The organism is Virgibacillus halotolerans (genome assembly GCF_016908515.1).
Classification (GTDB): domain Bacteria; phylum Bacillota; class Bacilli; order Bacillales; family Amphibacillaceae; genus Virgibacillus_M; species Virgibacillus_M halotolerans.
Window position 1 is genome coordinate 36,004 of the sequence record NZ_JAFBEA010000009.1, and the last position, 16,679, is coordinate 52,682.

At 39.3% G+C, this 16,679-nt stretch carries 16 protein-coding genes; 12 read left to right on the forward strand and 4 right to left on the reverse strand.

Annotated features, from left to right (window positions below):
* Window positions 1–54: 54 nt before the first annotated feature.
* Window positions 55–1,851, reverse strand: a complete 1,797-nt coding sequence (locus JOC34_RS17340; protein WP_338062699.1) for a DNA ligase D — start codon at window positions 1,849–1,851, stop codon at window positions 55–57.
* A 113-nt stretch (window positions 1,852–1,964) separates the two neighbouring features.
* Here JOC34_RS17340 and ku point away from each other — a divergent pair, with 113 nt between their 5' ends.
* The 3 genes from ku to JOC34_RS17355 all read left to right on the forward strand — a co-directional run bounded on the left by ku (window position 1,965) and on the right by JOC34_RS17355 (window position 5,079).
* Window positions 1,965–2,810, forward strand: coding sequence for a non-homologous end joining protein Ku (ku, locus tag JOC34_RS17345; protein WP_205138049.1), 846 nt, complete (start codon window positions 1,965–1,967; stop codon window positions 2,808–2,810).
* A 395-nt stretch (window positions 2,811–3,205) separates the two neighbouring features.
* The gene (locus JOC34_RS17350; RefSeq protein WP_205138050.1) at window positions 3,206–4,225 is read left to right on the forward strand and encodes an acyltransferase family protein; all 1,020 of its coding nucleotides are present in this window, start codon (window positions 3,206–3,208) and stop codon (window positions 4,223–4,225) included.
* Between the two features lie 38 nt (window positions 4,226–4,263).
* Window positions 4,264–5,079: a sugar nucleotide-binding protein gene (locus tag JOC34_RS17355; RefSeq protein ID WP_205138147.1), complete on the forward strand. Its 816-nt coding sequence runs from the start codon at window positions 4,264–4,266 to the stop codon at window positions 5,077–5,079.
* 118 nt (window positions 5,080–5,197) lie between these two features.
* Here the strand turns inward: JOC34_RS17355 and JOC34_RS17360 are convergent, their stop codons facing one another.
* The gene (locus tag JOC34_RS17360) at window positions 5,198–6,547 is read right to left on the reverse strand and encodes a YjiH family protein (RefSeq protein WP_205138051.1); all 1,350 of its coding nucleotides are present in this window, start codon (window positions 6,545–6,547) and stop codon (window positions 5,198–5,200) included.
* Between the two features lie 219 nt (window positions 6,548–6,766).
* Between JOC34_RS17360 and JOC34_RS17365 the strand changes: the two genes are divergently transcribed.
* From JOC34_RS17365 to JOC34_RS17405, 9 genes are all read left to right on the forward strand, one after another.
* Entirely contained in the window at window positions 6,767–8,404 is a 1,638-nt protein-coding gene (locus tag JOC34_RS17365) for an ABC1 kinase family protein (RefSeq protein ID WP_239544546.1), read from the forward strand.
* A 13-nt stretch (window positions 8,405–8,417) separates the two neighbouring features.
* A complete protein-coding gene (locus tag JOC34_RS17370) occupies window positions 8,418–8,729 on the forward strand; it encodes a phasin family protein (protein WP_205138052.1) in 312 nt (103 codons plus the stop codon).
* Window positions 8,730–9,337: 608 nt separating this feature from the next.
* Window positions 9,338–10,027 (forward strand): cytochrome c oxidase subunit II, encoded by a 690-nt coding sequence (gene coxB, locus JOC34_RS17375; protein WP_205138053.1) that lies wholly within the window; start codon window positions 9,338–9,340, stop codon window positions 10,025–10,027.
* Between the two features lie 5 nt (window positions 10,028–10,032).
* Window positions 10,033–11,946, forward strand: coding sequence for a cytochrome c oxidase subunit I (ctaD, locus tag JOC34_RS17380; RefSeq protein ID WP_205138054.1), 1,914 nt, complete (start codon window positions 10,033–10,035; stop codon window positions 11,944–11,946).
* The gene (locus JOC34_RS17385; RefSeq protein WP_205138055.1) at window positions 11,939–12,511 is read left to right on the forward strand and encodes a cytochrome c oxidase subunit 3; all 573 of its coding nucleotides are present in this window, start codon (window positions 11,939–11,941) and stop codon (window positions 12,509–12,511) included. The genes ctaD and JOC34_RS17385 overlap by 8 nt, the downstream gene beginning before the upstream one ends.
* Window positions 12,512–12,527: 16 nt before the next feature.
* The gene (locus tag JOC34_RS17390; RefSeq protein WP_205138056.1) at window positions 12,528–14,102 is read left to right on the forward strand and encodes an FMN-binding glutamate synthase family protein; all 1,575 of its coding nucleotides are present in this window, start codon (window positions 12,528–12,530) and stop codon (window positions 14,100–14,102) included.
* 114 nt (window positions 14,103–14,216) lie between these two features.
* On the forward strand, window positions 14,217–14,357 hold the full coding sequence (locus JOC34_RS17395; protein ID WP_205138057.1) for a hypothetical protein: 141 nt from the start codon (window positions 14,217–14,219) through the stop codon (window positions 14,355–14,357).
* A gap of 730 nt (window positions 14,358–15,087) precedes the next feature.
* The gene (locus JOC34_RS17400) at window positions 15,088–15,372 is read left to right on the forward strand and encodes a YwdI family protein (protein WP_205138058.1); all 285 of its coding nucleotides are present in this window, start codon (window positions 15,088–15,090) and stop codon (window positions 15,370–15,372) included.
* A 113-nt stretch (window positions 15,373–15,485) separates the two neighbouring features.
* Window positions 15,486–15,854, forward strand: a complete 369-nt coding sequence (locus JOC34_RS17405) for a DUF423 domain-containing protein (protein ID WP_205138059.1) — start codon at window positions 15,486–15,488, stop codon at window positions 15,852–15,854.
* Here the strand turns inward: JOC34_RS17405 and JOC34_RS17410 are convergent.
* Both JOC34_RS17410 and gerQ read right to left on the reverse strand, forming a co-directional pair.
* A complete protein-coding gene (locus JOC34_RS17410; RefSeq protein ID WP_205138060.1) occupies window positions 15,849–16,100 on the reverse strand; it encodes a hypothetical protein in 252 nt (83 codons plus the stop codon). The genes JOC34_RS17405 and JOC34_RS17410 overlap by 6 nt on opposite strands.
* Window positions 16,101–16,206: 106 nt before the next feature.
* Window positions 16,207–16,665: a spore coat protein GerQ gene (gerQ, locus tag JOC34_RS17415; RefSeq protein WP_205138061.1), complete on the reverse strand. Its 459-nt coding sequence runs from the start codon at window positions 16,663–16,665 to the stop codon at window positions 16,207–16,209.
* Window positions 16,666–16,679 lie beyond the last annotated feature (14 nt).

Consider the following 16,679-nt stretch of genomic DNA (forward strand, 5'->3'; position numbering starts at 1 on the left):
GAGAGCCTGGGGATCGGAAAGTAAACCGAAAAGTTGGATGCCACACCCGCGCGTCTAGGCTCTCACCATCTCCAATAATTTATCCAAATGCTGCTCACGCCCCACATCAAAATATCCAGTAAAAGGACAACCAAGCACCCGTATACGTTCTGGCACGCTTTGAGTGGTAAATAGCTCAGGGCGCAAATTGCTTACAACCTCATGCCAATAAAGTGGCGTGGCGACGGTCGCATCTGACGTTTTTCTAGTTGAGTACGGGGCAATTAATGTTTTATCCTTTCCGTGCTGGACATAGTCAATGTATAAGCGTCCCTGTCTATTTTTCTTTAATCGCTCCGTTGTAAACAGATTTGGATAAGCATTTTCCACCGTCCAGGCGATGGCTTGTGTAAAGAGGGCTGTTTCATCATATGTCATGCTGCCTGCGGGAATTGGAATATGAATTTGCAGTCCTTTATTTCCAGAAGTTTTAACAAAGGATATAAGGTCCAAATTATCTAGTAAAGGCTTTATAATTTGAGCAGCTTGAACAGCTAAATTAAATTTTTCTCTTCCCGGTGGATCTAGATCAAAAACAATTTCATTTGGATATTGATCACTATTTATCAGTTGAAAAGGAACATGGTATTCTATCGCCCCGTGATTGGCAAACCAAACTAATGCATCCAGCTCATTACAAACAATCAGTTTCTCGCCATCAATAGCAACAAAATCGACAAATGCGGGCGCATAAGGGGGAAGATGCTTCTGAAAAAAATACTCCCCTTGCACACCATCAGGGGCACGAATAGTGGTAAGTGCCTTTTCTCTTAAAAATGGTAGCATATAGGGAGAAACGTCCCGTATAAAAGTGAGCAAATCGCCTTTGGTCACCCCTTTTTCAGGCCAAAAAACTTTCGCAGTATTTGTCAGTTCAATTGTAGAAGGGATCATTGCTAGATCAAGATTTAACTGCTCCAAGGTGCATTGCGTTGGTGGGACAGTAGGTAAGAGTTGTTTAAATTCCGGCTCACGAAGCTCATTTTTAAGTAAATCAAGGGTATGAACAGCTGCACAAATTGCTGGTGGGAGCGTATAGACATTATCCTGTTTTTTCCCTTTTGTTAAAAAGAGTTGCTTTAATGTTTGCATTGCTTCTTCATCCAGTCCATGTTTACACTTTCCGATTGTTTTGATCGTCTCCTGTTCATAAACACCAATCGTAAAATAATCATTTTCCGTATTCATCCGCGTCAAGAATCCTTGAACTGTCCGCCAGTTTTTTATTTTGAACCAATCATGATGTTTTTTCCCTTTATAGTAAATACTGCTTTTCCGCTTCGCAATCATGCCCTCTCCTTTATAATTGTTAATCGTTTGCCATAATGAATCGGGATCTTCGTATGCAGTAACCATGCGGATTTTTGCGTCCATTACTGTCTCAGAAAACAAAGTTTTCAGTGACCTTTTGCGATCCTGAAAGCTTCGATGTAGAAGAACCTCTCCTTTTTGCTGTAGTAGATCAAAAGCCATAAAGCTTGCTGGCCTTGTTTCCATTGCCTTTTGAATGGAGTCCTTGCTTCTGAGTCTACTCCGTTTCTGTATCCAAGAGAAATTAGCTTGATATGCATTGTTTAAAACAACCAATTCACCGTCAAGCTTTAAAGGTAGAAATTTAGTTAATAGTGTTTGTTTTTCATGGCAATAGGCAATAATTTCCGGAAAGTTATCCGTTAAATCCTTATTGTTTCCGCTTGTAAGCTTTACACTGTCCTTTTCCCAGTGTAAAACACATCGAAAACCATCAAACTTCACTTCATATAACCATTCGTCACCACTTGGAATAGCGTTACTTGCTATTGGTTTCATCATGTCCACCAGAAAAAACCTCCCTTCTTTTAAAATGGCTCATTTGGAAGGAATTAAACCCTATCGCATAAAAGTAGTCGATACCGACAAACTAAGGTCAAAAAGGAGGTCCGACCATGCATACGATGTGGAAGGGTACGATCAGTTTTGGGCTTGTTAATATCCCTGTTAAAATGCACGCAGCGACGGAAAATAAAGATGTGAAGTTAAGGCAGCTGCATAAGGAATGCCAAACACCGGTTAAATATGAAAAGGTGTGTCCTGTTTGTAATCGGGAAGTGAAAAATGAGGAAATTGTTAAAGCATATGAATATGCTAAAAATAAATTTGTGGTTTTAGATGAAGAGGAATTAGAGGCATTAAGAAAAGAGCAGACAGACAAAGCCGTTGAAATTGTAGACTTCGTAAAGTTAGCCGATATCGATCCGATTTATTTTGAAAAAAGTTATTTTTTATCTCCAAATGAAGGTGGAAGCAAGGCGTATGGATTGTTGCGTAATGCCTTAAAGGATACCGAGAAAATTGGAATAGCCAAAATGATCATCCGATCAAAAGAGCAGCTCGCAGTTATTCGTGTTTATGAAAATACATTAGTTGTGGAAACCATTCACTATCCAGATGAAGTACGCAATGTACAGGACGTTCCGAATGTGCCGGATGAAGTGAAAACAGTAAAAAAGGAACTGGATACAGCTAAAATGTTGATTGAACAGTTAACAACCGAATTTGAACCGGAAAAGTATAAAGATGATTATCGGACAGCATTGCTCGAATTAATAGAGGAGAAGAAAAATAAGGACCAAACAACGACTACCGCAGCAGTAGGCGACAAACCGGGACCAGATTATGAAACCAATTTAATGGATGCGCTCCAAGCTTCCCTTGATCGGGCAAAGAAAGATAAACCCAAGCCAAAGCAGCCAAAAAGAAAGACAGCACAAAAGAAAAAGGCAGCAACATGACATTGTAAAAATAAAATGTCTCCTCTAGAAAAAGGAGGCATTTTTAATTTGCTTAACAGCTGTCACCTATTCGTCACTGAAATAAAAGATGTTTTGGAGCAGATAAGAAAGGCTAACTACTTTTTTACTGCATCAGTGCAACGAAGGCAAGTGCCATTATGGCTTGACGATTGCCACGTTTTCTAATGTGGAATTTGGTTTAAATAAATGATGTCAAATAGCTTCGTTTTACCTAGTCAGCATTTTTTAGGAGCTATTTTAACTTGTTTATCATATTTCAATTTATTTACAAATAGATAACAACTTTATGAAACCGGTAGTATTCATCATTAAACTGCTCCAAAATGGGTATATAGAGAATAAGAGTTATTATAAGTAAAAGAGGATGAAAGCTAATGGAGAGAAATGCTTTTTTTGATAATGCGAAAGTTTTATTGATTTTTTTAGTAGTGTTTGGACATTTACTTCAACCATTTATTGAGCAATCAACGGGTATGAATACACTGTATTTATGGATCTATACATTTCATATGCCTGCATTTATATTATTATCGGGTTTCTTTGCGAAAGGATCAGGGAATAAGCAATATATCATGAAGTTGGCAAAGAAGTTATTAATACCGTACCTGATTTTTCAATCACTCTACACGATATTTTATTTTTTTATTGGTAAAGATGGATGGCAAGCGGGGGTTTTCTATCCACAATGGGCATTGTGGTTCTTGTTTAGTTTATTTTGCTGGCATGTACTTTTAGCCCTCTTTAAGAAGATACCACCGATTCCAGGGATTGCTTTAGCAATTCTAATCGGTGTGATGGTAGGTTACTTTGGTAATATAGGTCACACGTTTAGCTTATCCAGAACGTTTGTCTTTTTCCCATTTTTCCTTGCTGGTTTTTGGATAACGGAAAAACAGATTATGTTGGTGAAACATCAGGGAGTAAAAATAGCATCATTAGTTGTCATGACAGGTATTGCGGCAGGTATCTATTTTGCACCGGAGTTAAACTCAGGTTGGTTGTTGGCATCTAAATCCTACGGTGATTTAGGAATGACTGAATTTGGTGGCATGGCTCGCCTGTTAGTGTATTTGACCGCAACGATGATGGTAATTAGTTTCTTAGCATGGGTTCCTAAAAGGAAGCTAAGCATTACGAAATTAGGGACACGAACATTGTATGTGTATTTATTACATGGCTTTTTCATCCAGTATTTCCGAGAAGTGGGTCTCTTTGAAGTAAATAACTTTGCAGATTTAGCTGGGTTGGCTATTGTAGCAGCAGCGATTGTATTTGTACTTTCAAGTAAACCGGTTCTTGGTATATGGCAACCGTTAATTGAGGTTAGGGCTTCGATCATGAAGCACGCGATACATGATAAGACAAATAAAGATTCCACACAAACATCTAACTAAACGCTAAGGACATTTCAGGGGAAGGAATGGTGTTAATCATGAAAGTTTGTGTATTTGGAGCCAGTGGATATGTCGGTGCATCTGTTTATAAAAGATTAAAGGACAAAGAGGCCTTGGAAGTGAGTGGCACATATTTAGATGAACCACCATTATTTGACGATCTAATCAAACTTGATATCAATGAACCTGAGTCATTTTCCGATTACTATAAAAGTGAAAATCCAGATGTTGTCGTCTGGTCTGTGATGGATGGGCCAAATGAGCATGAATTAACGGATAATGGATTGATAAACTTAATAACCTTTTTAACACCAGCCACCAAGCTGATTTATATTTCATCCGATTTTGTATTTAGTGCCGGAAAAGGACCTTACAAAGAAGCGGATCCTTTATCAACACTACCAGATGATCATGTTTATAGTACGTACGCAAATGCGAAAGTCAAAGCAGAGCGATTGATTAATCATGAATTGTCTAATTATGTAATCCTAAGGGCTGGGCCAATCTTTGGTGAAAATAAAATAGGGAAACTGGATGAACGTACAGACAAGCTTTCCTATCATTTGAGATCAGGGAAAGCGATTGCTTTTCGTGACGATTTAATCAGAACGTTTGTCAATGTAGAAGATTTGGCGGGTACCATTGTTCAAATGGTTGAAAATGATCAGGTAGGTACTTATCATACAGGATCAGGTGAAACAAAAAGTTACTATGAATTTATGAGCGCAACAGCGGAGCAACTGGGCTTTAACCCGAACATGGTTGAAAAAGCGTCAGAATATGAAGAGGCAGATCATGAAATACCAAAGAACACAGCACTAAATACAGGTAAAATAGCAAAAATCATGAAATAAAGATTCGGATAGATCGTATATTAAATTATCCCCCTATATAACGGCAACGAAGTATGCGAAAACAGCATGATGTATAAAGAAACAGACGACACGGAATAGATGTCGTCTGTTTTTTGCGTTAAAAAATGATATGTGCGATTAAGGTAATAATCGGTAGTGTAATAATTGTTCGTAACAGGAAGATAATAATTAAATCCTTGAAATTAATAGGGATTTTTGAGCCGAGTAAAAGGCCTCCAACCTCAGACATGTAAATTAATTGGGTGACAGACAGTGCCGCAATAATAAAACGCGTGATATCTGCCTCAATGGATGAACCGATAATTGCAGGTATAAACATATCCGCAAAACCAATTAATAGGGTTTGCGAAGCTTCCGCTGCATACGGTATTTGCATTAATTCGAGTAAAGGAATGAACGGCATCCCGAGCCATTGAAATACAGGCGTATATTCTGCAATCATCAGTGCAATCAGACCGAATGCCATCACTACAGGAGCAACACCCATCCACATATCGAGAATGTTTTCTCCACCTTCTTTAGCAAACTTATAAATACTATTTTCTTTTTTACCCCGATTCAGAGCTGTTTTATAACCATATGTCAATGCGTTATCACCTGCTGGAATCGTTTCATCAATACCTTCTGATGCTTCTTTTGCGTACGTATCTGCTTTCCGGGAAAGTGGTGGGATACGTGGCATAATGAGTGCGGCAATTAAACCGGCTACCAATATTGTTAAGTAAAACGGTATAAACATATCCATCAGACCTACTTCATCAAGTATAACAATGGTAAAGGTAATGGAAACAACGGAGAAAGTGGTACCGATGACTGCGGCTTCTCGCTTTGTATAAAAGCCGTCTTCATATTGCTTACTTGTTAATAGCACGCCGATTGTACCATCACCGACCCATGATGCCAGAGAGTCCACAGATGATCGACCGGGCAAGCGGAATAAAGGACGCATCACGTTGGTCATTAATATACCGAAAAAGTCCAATAGACCAAAATTCATAAGCAACGGTAAAAGCATACCTGCGAATAGAAAGACAGCGAACAAAGTATGTAACAAGCCATCCAACAGTGTTTCACCTGTATCTGGTCCATGAATAAATTCTGGTCCAATTTTGAAGAATACCATCACAGCAAATATGGCTGCAAGCACCCTAGTGATTGTCCAAAACATATTGACATGAAAAAGATTATGGAAGAAAGGGCTTTTAGCAAAAGCTTTTGGACCAAACATTTTAGCAGAAGCTGTCATGATTGCTGTAATAATGATGATGATCATCATGATGGCGGATAATTGATTTTTCAATAATTCCTCTACCCAGCCAGCTAAAACAGCAATGGGTATTGTCAATCCTTCCGCCGTTTTAATAGGTGCAATAAATAAAAAGACGCCGATAAGCGACGGGATAATAATTTTTAAATGATCGCCGAATGTATAGTTGTTTTTTCTCATAAGATCCTCCGTGGTGTTACTAGATATTTAAATTGTACTTGGTAATGGTCAGCATGTAAAATGCAACCTGAATAATTATGCAATAGAATGATAAAATATTCAAGTGTAAAAATTGTTTTAATGAAATTAGTGTACATAATGTGCGGAGAAGGGCACAAATTATTCGTAAATCACTTATGATTTATCGTTGGTTGGGTAAAGTAGGGTGAGGTGTTTATATTGAAAAGTGCTTTGAAATACAATGCGCTTTATCGTAGTACTGTTATCATTTGGATGGTCTTAAAATTTATTCTTCAAATTTACCTTTTCCATGCGCGATATAATGTTTGGGATGAGAGAACGAATGCCAAATGGGACAAATTATTGGTAAAGTTAGCGAAGGAATACCGTAAAAAGGCTATAGATCTCGGTGGCGTACTGGTTAAAGTTGGCCAATTTTTTAGTACGAGAGCCGATTTTATGCCAGATGTTTTTATACAGGAACTTAGCGGATTAGTTGATCGTGTACCACCAATGTCTGAAGCTTACGCAAAAGCGTTAATGGAGCGGGAATGGGGAACAAGGTTGGACCAGCATCTTTCATACTTTGAACCGCATTCTGTCGCCTCCGCTTCTATAGGGGAAGTATATAAGGCGACATTAAAAGATGGGTCAAACGTTGCTATTAAGGTACAACGTTACAAGATAGAGAAAATTTTCCATAAAGATTTTACCGCATTACGGATTGTATTTTGGATCTTATCTGTTTTCACTTCTTTTGGGAAAAAGGCAGATTTAAAAGCATTGTATCGCGAATTGGTTATTGTGATGAATCGTGAATTAAATTATCAAAAGGAATTGTCCTATGCAAAATACTTCCAAGAACGATTGAAGGACAATGATGCTGTTCATGTACCAATATATTACGAGTCTTTATGTACGGAAAAAGTGTTGGTCATGGAATGGATAGGGGGTGCAAAGATAACTGATCTTGCCTTTTTTTACAATCATCATATTGATGTGCAAAAGGTAGCAAAGACATTGTTTGATGTGTATTTAGATCAGTTTATCAACAGTGGTTATTTCCATGCTGATCCACATGGAGGGAATATTCTGGTTCAAGAAAATGGCATGATTTCTATTATTGACTTTGGCATGGTAGGTGAAGTCAGAAAGCAGGATACAAACTATTTTAAACAGCTGATCCGTAGCATCGTTGTGGATGATTATGACAAAGTGATTGAAACGCTGGATGAAATGAACTTCTTACTGCCGAACGCCAACCGAAAAAAGTTGAAAAAGATGATTAAACAAACGATAGAATTATATCAAAATGGTTCATTTAGTAATATGGATGAACATACAATGGAACAAATAAAGGATGATATCAGTATTTTCATCAAAGACCAGCCTATCCAATTACCAGCAGAATATGCCTATTTAGGTAGGGCCATGTCAATTGTGGTTGGTATATTATTTGAATTATATCCGGATGTTGATATTCAAAAATGGGCAAAGCCAAAAATAAAACAATGGTTCGGTGGCTTTGTGGAGGGTATCTATGTACAGACAGCGGTGGACATGGCTAAACCATTGTTATCTTTTCCAAAAGCAATGTTACATTTTCTCGAAAGTGGGGAAAAAGATAGACAGTGGGATAAAGAAAAACAAAAGAAACAATTAAAGCATCAGTTCTTTGTCGTGCTTGAGCTAATTACTTTTGTTATGGTGCTGTGTAGCGCCGGATTGATCATATATGGCGTTCATATCAGCTTACAGCCATTGACCATCAGCGGTATCATTGCAATAGGGTTGTTTATTATCATGATAAATATTATACTTTTCATACACTATCGTATGATTCGTTCGAGCATGTGAGGGGGTGTTAAGAATGAGCGATTATCTAAAAAAAGGATTTTTGTTAGGGCTTGGAGCAGCTGTTAGCGGCAAAGAAAAGTTCGAACAGAAATTAAAAGAATTAGTAGATAAAAATGAACTGTCAACCAATCAAGCCAAAGAAGTTATGCGGGATTTCGTTGAAAAAGGCGAAATGAAAAAAGATGAATGGGACGTAAAACAATCTACAAAAACACAAGAAATGGCAAAAGATATGGGAATAGCAACAAAAGAAGATATCCAGGAATTACGTGCACGAATTACTCAGCTGGAAGCACAATTGGAAGAAAAAGTAGAAGAAAATTAATTAAACGAAAAGGAACCAACCGGAAAAATCAGGTTGGTTCCTTTTTTCGTATGTTTTTTTTAAAAGGTTGTTCCTTTTTACCCCCACCGCCCGTCTACAATTTGGTGCTAAAACTGTTGAATTCCACTGCAGGCGGACGCTTTACGCGGGCACGGCTTTCGACGCACAGGATGTGCTAGTGCAAAGGTTTTCGGTGGGACGAACCCGTGGTGCAGTCCCAGGACGTCGCGTACTTAACCTGCCTCGAGAAACCCACACTAAGGGGCCTTCAGACATGTGCTTTTCCCGCTGGTGTCTTCGCCTTCCGTTCCAATCAACGATGTAGTGCTCCGAATTAATGAATGATTAAATGATGGCGTATCTAATATTTAGAACTATGGATAAGTTCAAGTGCTTATGAAATTGGCTACTATTAACCAAAACAGTAAAACAAACTGCCGAAAATGAAAATCCATCCCAGCAAATGGAATATGCGAGACCCCATGGAAAGCGAGTATATTCCATTCTCGTGATGATACTTTCATCTAAATCCTCCAACAGGTTTGGCGACCGGAAACGATGGGAAATAGATGACTAACTGACAATTACAGAAAAGGTTGCTGTTAAAAATGAAAAAGCTATCTATTTTACCTATATTCTTATTTCTCGCTGGCTGTAATATAACGGTGCTAGATCCAAAAAGTAGTACGGGCAAGGAACAATCCTTTTTAATTTGGTTTAGCTTTGGATTGATGACAATCGTTGTGATTACGGTATTTATTTTATTTGCTTGGTTTGTGTTTAAATATCGTTATACCAAGGAAAAGGATGACGTTATACCAAAAGATGTGAAGGGAAATCTAAAACTGGAGTTAACCTGGACAATATTGCCTGTCCTCTTATTGGCTGTACTTGCCGTCCCAACGATTGCGATTACCTATGACCAATCACCGGTGTCGGATGCCAAGGAGGAGTTGGATGGTGTTCCTATTGATGTTAAAGCAGAACAATTCAAGTGGACATTTACCCACGAAAATGGCAAAGAAGTAACGGATGAATTGGTTATACCGGAGACGGATGCGGTTATTTTCCATCTGAAATCAGCAGACATTATCCATTCCTTTTGGGTACCTGCTTTGGCTGGGAAAGTGGACGTTTTCCCTGATAAAGAACTGACATATGAAATTAAAAACCCAGAAGCAGGCACATACAAAGGAAAATGTGCCGAGTATTGTGGCTTGCAACATGCTGATATGACCTTTGATGTCAAAGTAGTTTCAGCAGAAGATTACAAAAAATATATAGAAGAGGAGGAGTGAGGCACATGAATATTCCTTTTTTCGGGGATCTGCCGTCAGACGTTTTAGTAGCATGGATTTTTTCTGTTATTTTAGGAATTATTGTATCAATATTTATCATTAAAAAGAAGAAGTTGCCTGTCATTTGGGAGTACATACGCACTACCAATCATCGTAAAATTGGAACAATGTATATCTTGTTTGGCGTTCTTTTCTTTATTCGGGCTGGGATAGATGCTTTATTTATTCGTACACAGTTAGCATTACCCAATAATGAGTTTTGGGTGTTTCAATATGAAAAATATAATGAGGTTTTTACCACGCATGGAACGATGATGATCTTCTTTGCAGCGATGCCACTATTGCTAGGTCTCATGAATGTGGTCATCCCACTACAGATCGGTGCCCGCGATCTGGCATTTCCTTTTCTGAATGCGGTAGGCTTTTGGCTGTTTTTAGCCGGAGCGATCTTTTTCAACTTGGCCTTTTTCTTTAATACAACCCCAGATGTGGGCTGGACAGGCTATGCACCGCTATCGACTTCAGAATATACCCCAGGACCATCGACCGATTATTATGTGTTTGGGGTGCAAATATCCGGGCTCGGGACTATTTTTACGGCGCTAAATTTAATTGTAACCATTGTGCGTCACCGTGCTCCGGGAATGAAGCTGACACGTATGCCACTCTTTTCTTGGGCAGCATTAATTACTTCTTTCTTAATATTAATTGCATTTACAGTGTTGGCGATTGGCTTGTACTTATTGATGTTTGATCGGTTATTTGGAACAGGGTTCTTCTCAGGCGATGAAGGAAGTCCCGTTTTTTGGCAGCATCTGTTTTGGATATTCGGTCATCCAGAAGTATATATTCTGGCATTACCAGCGTTTGGAATGTTCTCAGATATCATTCCGACGTTCGCCAAGAAACGGATTTTTGGCTATCCAGCAATGGTCATATCACTAGCCTTGATTGGCTTTTTAGGATTTACGGTATGGTCGCACCACATGTTTACGGTTGGACTCGGACCAATGGCGAATACGTTTTTTGCTATTACAACAATGTTAATTGCTGTGCCAACAGGCATTAAAGTCTTTAACTGGCTGTTTACCATCAGGGGCGGTGTGCTAAGAATGACGGTACCGATGTTATTTTCACTTGGGTTTATCCCGTCTTTTGTGATGGGGGGGGTGACCGGGGTCATGTTATCTGTTTCGGCGGCAGATTTCCAATTTCATGATTCCCATTTTGTTGTGGCCCATTTCCATTACGTTATTCTTGCCTCCACTATTTTAGGGATATTTGCCGGATTGTATTATTGGTATCCTAAAATTACTGGCTACATGCTCGATGAAAAGCTTGGAAAATGGCACTTTTGGTTATTCTTAATTGGTTATCACCTGACATTCTTCCCAATGCATATTTCTGGGCTACAAGGAATGCCACGCAGGGTATACACTTACGGAGCGGATGAAGGATTGACGACGTTAAATTTCTTGAGTACAATCGGTGCTTTTTTAATGGGGGTCAGTATGTTGTTTGTGGTTTGGAATCTGTATAAAACCCATACCAAGAAAGAAAAGGTTGGCAATGATCCGTGGAATGGCCGGACATTGGAATGGACAGTCGCCTCACCATCACCAGAGCATACGTTTGACCCAATGCCTGTTGTCAAGGAGATGGATCCGTTCTGGTATGCAAAGCAGGAAAACCGTGAACTGGAAACAACGACGAAAACACGTGCAGCGCCGATAGCAATCAACACAATCATTCCGATCTTAATGGCATTTTCGTTGTTTGTAGTTGCTGTAGGCTTAACGTTTACATGGTATTGGTTAGCAATAGCTGGTGGGGTGCTGTTATTTAGTTTATTCATTATCCGTTCACTGACAGATGAACGGAAGGACCACTATGGAAAAGGGGTGGAAACAAATGAATGATTATGAAATCGCATTGTTCAAGGACAAACAAATGGGTTTCTTTATATATCTGGGAGTAGAAGCGATCATGTTTGCTACATTATTTGCCACCTACTTTATTTTTACCCCGGCAGTAAAGGGCCCGCACCCGTCAGATATATTTGAATGGAAAAGTTTATTGTTATCGTCCTTTTTTTTACTGTCGAGCAGTGGTACGCTTATTTTAGCGGAAAAGGGATTTACACAAGGAGATAAGCGAAAATTTCTTATCGGGCTGGGACTGACATTTATCTTTGCGCTTGTTTTTCTTGGGTTAGAGTTTTCCGAGTTCTACCGATATGTGCAGGAAGGGTATGGGATTAGCGCGAATACATTTCTATCCGCGTTTTATGTCCTCGTTGGTCTTCACGCAGCACATGTTTTATTTGGCGCCTGTTGGATGATTGTGCTATTCATTTTGTATAGAAAAAAAACATCAACTGCCTTGTATACGGAGAAATTAAAAATATTTTCTTATTACTGGCATTTTGTTGACGTCATCTGGATATTTATTATTGTACTCGTTTATGTACCATATCTGATGTAAGGGAGAGTGAGTTCTGATGGAAAGCGGTTTACTAATCACCATTATAATTATTGCAGCGATTATCGTTATTGTACCGCTATATTTCTTCTTACGAATCTATTTTCAGGATGCAAAACAAAAACAGCACTCGATATTGAGAAATTACCCTGTGTTAGGGAAAATACGCTATATGATGGAAAAAGCAGGTCCTGAATTCAGACAATATTTATTTAATAATAATAACGAAGGAAAGCCATTCAATCGAAGAGAATTTGAATATGTTTATAAAGCGGCAAAATATAATGATCGTATGATTGGCTATGGATCAGAACGCACTTTTGAAGAAGAAGGCATGTATATAGTCAACAAAATGTTCCCCATGCAACGGGAAGAAATGAAAATTGACCAGCATCCAAAAATTAATACGAGATTATACGAGATTGATAATGAGAGATTGCTCAGTCGAAAAGAACATACAGAGTCGGGAGTGCTGGATCCATTTTATTTACCGGATGATGACGCGATTGTACTTGGTAGGGATACGGTGAGAAACCCATTTAAAATCAAAGGTCTTATTGGCCAATCTGCGATGAGTTTCGGTTCTTTGGGCGATCATGCGATTACAGCTTTGTCGAAAGGGCTTGGAATGGCAGGCGGTACCTGGATGAACACGGGCGAAGGCAGTTTGTCTCCCTATCATTTAAAGGGAGACGTTGACATTATCATGCAAATTAGTTCAGGATTGTTCGGTGTTCGTACGGTGGAAAGAGAATTCTCCTGGGAGTTATTTAAAGAGAAAAGTGAGATGGAACAAATAAAAGCATTTGAACTCAAGCTTGCCCAAGGTGCCAAACAACGTGGTGGCCATGTAGAAGGTGACAAAGTTACAGAGGAAATTGCTGAGATCCGTAATGTTGAACCTTGGCAGACGATTAATAGCCCCAACCGTTTTGATGAATTTGATGATGCTCAAGGTTTATTGGAGTTTCTTGATAGAATGCGAGATGTCGGTGGCAAACCAGTAGGAACAAAGATTGTCATCGGCAGTGAGGCAGAAGTCGAAGCATTTGTGGTTGCCATGAAAGAAACGAACATTGTGCCAGACTTTATTACAGTGGATGGCAGTGAAGGCGGTTCAGGCGCAACCTATTATGAACTAGCTGAATCGGTCGGGTTGCCGGCGTTTGCTGCTCTGCCATTACTGGATGATATGTTAAAAAAATATGACCTACGGAACCGCACACATATTATTGCGTCTGGTAAACTATTAACACCGGATAAAATTGTGATGGCCTTAGCCCTAGGAGCAGACATGATTAACGTTGCCCGTGGGTTTATGCTTAGTGTTGGCTGTATCATGGCAGAAGTTTGTCACACCAATAACTGTCCGGTAGGTGTTGCTACGACCGATCCTAAATTACAAAAAGGCTTGAGTATTGAAGAGAAAAAGTATCGTGTTTGTAACTACCTCGTTGCTTTGAGGCAGGGTGTTTTCGAGTTGGCAGCTGTTGCTGGAATTGACTCACCACGGAAATTCACAAGAGAACATATTGTTTACAAGGACCGCTTTCATAAAGTAAGTAAAATGGCCAGCTATTCCAACATTAGTTGAATCAAGTGTCTGTGAATTCGGCAAATTAGTAATATAGTGTTGATTTCACTGAAAAATAATGGTAAGATACGATATAACTAATACATGACTTCGATATAGGGGGAAATTAGCGTAATGATAAGCTTTTTGCAAGTATTGGATGATACAGAGGAGAAGCTTGGCAGACAATTGTGGGAGAATGAAGTTATTTTTTTACAGTGGGTTTATGAACGCTATACGAAGGAAGAAAAGCAAAAGATTAATTTTTTATCTTAGATAAAAAGTCTTTCATGCGAAAAAGTAAGCGGACGTTTAAGTCTTGGAAACTTGCCAAGGCTTTTTTATTTGGACAAATCGTGCTAATTAACTCGGCTTTTTAACATTGATAGGAAAGTATAACTTTTATATAAGTTCAAGGGCTTATGAAATTGGCTCCTATGAACCAAAACAGTAATACAAACTGCCGAAAATGAAAATCTACCCCAGCAAATGGAATATGCGAGACTCCTGTGGGACAGCGAGCCTAAGAGACCCCACAGTGAGCGTTTTTTTGCGAGCGAGGTCAATGACAAACGTCACGTCCTGTGACGTCATCGACACTAGTACGTCCTGTACGTCGGAGGCTCGTGGTGAGCCCAGGGAAAGCGAGTATATTCCATTTGCGTGATGACCATAGTCCCAAATATAAGATACACCATCATTTAATCATTCATTAATTCAGAGCACTACATCGTTGATTGGAACGGAATGCGGCGACTCCAGCGGGAACAGCGCGTGTCTGAAGACCCCTTAGTGTGGGTTTCTCGAGGAGGCTGAAGCCGTGCCCGCGGAAAGCGTCCGCCTGCAGTGGAAATCAACGGTTTTAGCAAACAGTGTAGACGGGCGGCGGGGCAAACAGATCCAACTATTATCAGAAAAGCCCAGTAGGTGTTTTGGTTAATAATGACGATTAAACGTGGTACACTTAAGTGTGTATGGATACATAAGAAAATAAGGAGCGATTATAATGGCGGTGGCAAATGAGAAAATTATCCGCAAAATGATCAATGAATTACAGCAGGCATTGGAAACAGAAACCAATCAGCAAAAAATGATACAGCATATTTCTAATGTGAAGCTTTTATGTGAGTTAATTGTTGAAGATGAATCCCCAGGGGAAAATCGTACAAAAATATCAACAGAAGAAATGAAGGCAATGATCGGAGAAGCGGGACAAACGAAAGGGAAAGTAATTCGTTCTGTAGATGTCGATCACGATGATGCAAATGGAGATTCTATTTTAGATTTCTGACACTGCTACATATAACTTTCTTAAGAAACGAGTAGAAGTGTAACGAAGGATAAGGCTTTCACCTTAAGGTTTAGGGAAAAGCCAACGTAACTATCAAGTGAGAGGTGTAGGAAATGAAACTTTTTTTAATTTTAGGAGCAATCAATGGATTTTTGGCAGTTGCTTTAGGTGCCTTTGGTGCGCACGGCTTAGAAGGTAAAATATCTGAAAAGGCAATAGGAACATGGGAGAAGGCGGTAAACTATCAAATGTTCCATACGATGGCACTGCTTGTAACGGGTTTTCTAATGACCAAAATACAAGGTGCAGGGATTGCATGGGCTGGATGGATGTTTTTTATCGGAATCATCCTATTTTCCGGATCCCTTTATCTTTACGCCACAACAAGCGTCAAAACATTTGCGATGGTCACGCCACTTGGTGGGGTAGCATTTCTAGTTGGTTGGGTGTTAATTGGTTATGTAGTAGTGAAGTTTCTATAGATGAAAAACGAGAAATGTAATAAGAAAAATAAGCATCATTGCGCGCAGTATTTGTTTTCCCGCGTCCAGTGTCCGATGTAATTGCCAATGGATCAAAGCATCGAAAAACAAACTAATCGTGATAATGTAAAGGCTCATTAAAATCAGGAACAGATACCCCTGGATGAGTGCAACGAGTCCAAATAGGACAGCACAAAGTATAAATATAAGTTCCATTTTGATGAATTTTTCATATGGATGTTTCATGGAATCATCCCTTCTAAGGCTGAATAGAAAAGGATGACATGATATGGAGATAGATCCGCATGCGCGTTATGGATCATTTCTGTACATGTCATCCTTTTTTAGTAGACTATGATCTGGGGGAATAGGTTGCCATTTGCCCGCTATCAAATGGATAGGAATAATTAATTTCTTCATCAAATGTAATGTAGTCCAGGTAAACCATTAATAATAAATAACGTTTACTTGTTTGTGGGTCACTTAAGATAATATGGTCCCGACCTGCAGCCTCGACGATTCCTTTGAAGGTTTTTGCATTTGCACCTTCAAAAGTCATATAAACAGTAGCGAGTTTACCTCTGTTTAAACGTAAAATATTTTCAATATAGGATTGCTGAAGCGGCATCTGACCCTGATTCCCAGCACCTTGTGTTGGGAATGTCTGTTGTGTGGGCTGGGACGGTTGTGGTTGCTGTCTTGTCTGATACATTGGATAATAGGCTGGAGATGTTTGCGGATAGTAGTAATAGGGCTGGGCTGGATATGCATTGGTATGCGGTTGATTTGGGTCGTTTTGATTTTCACTCATAAAAAAACCTCCTG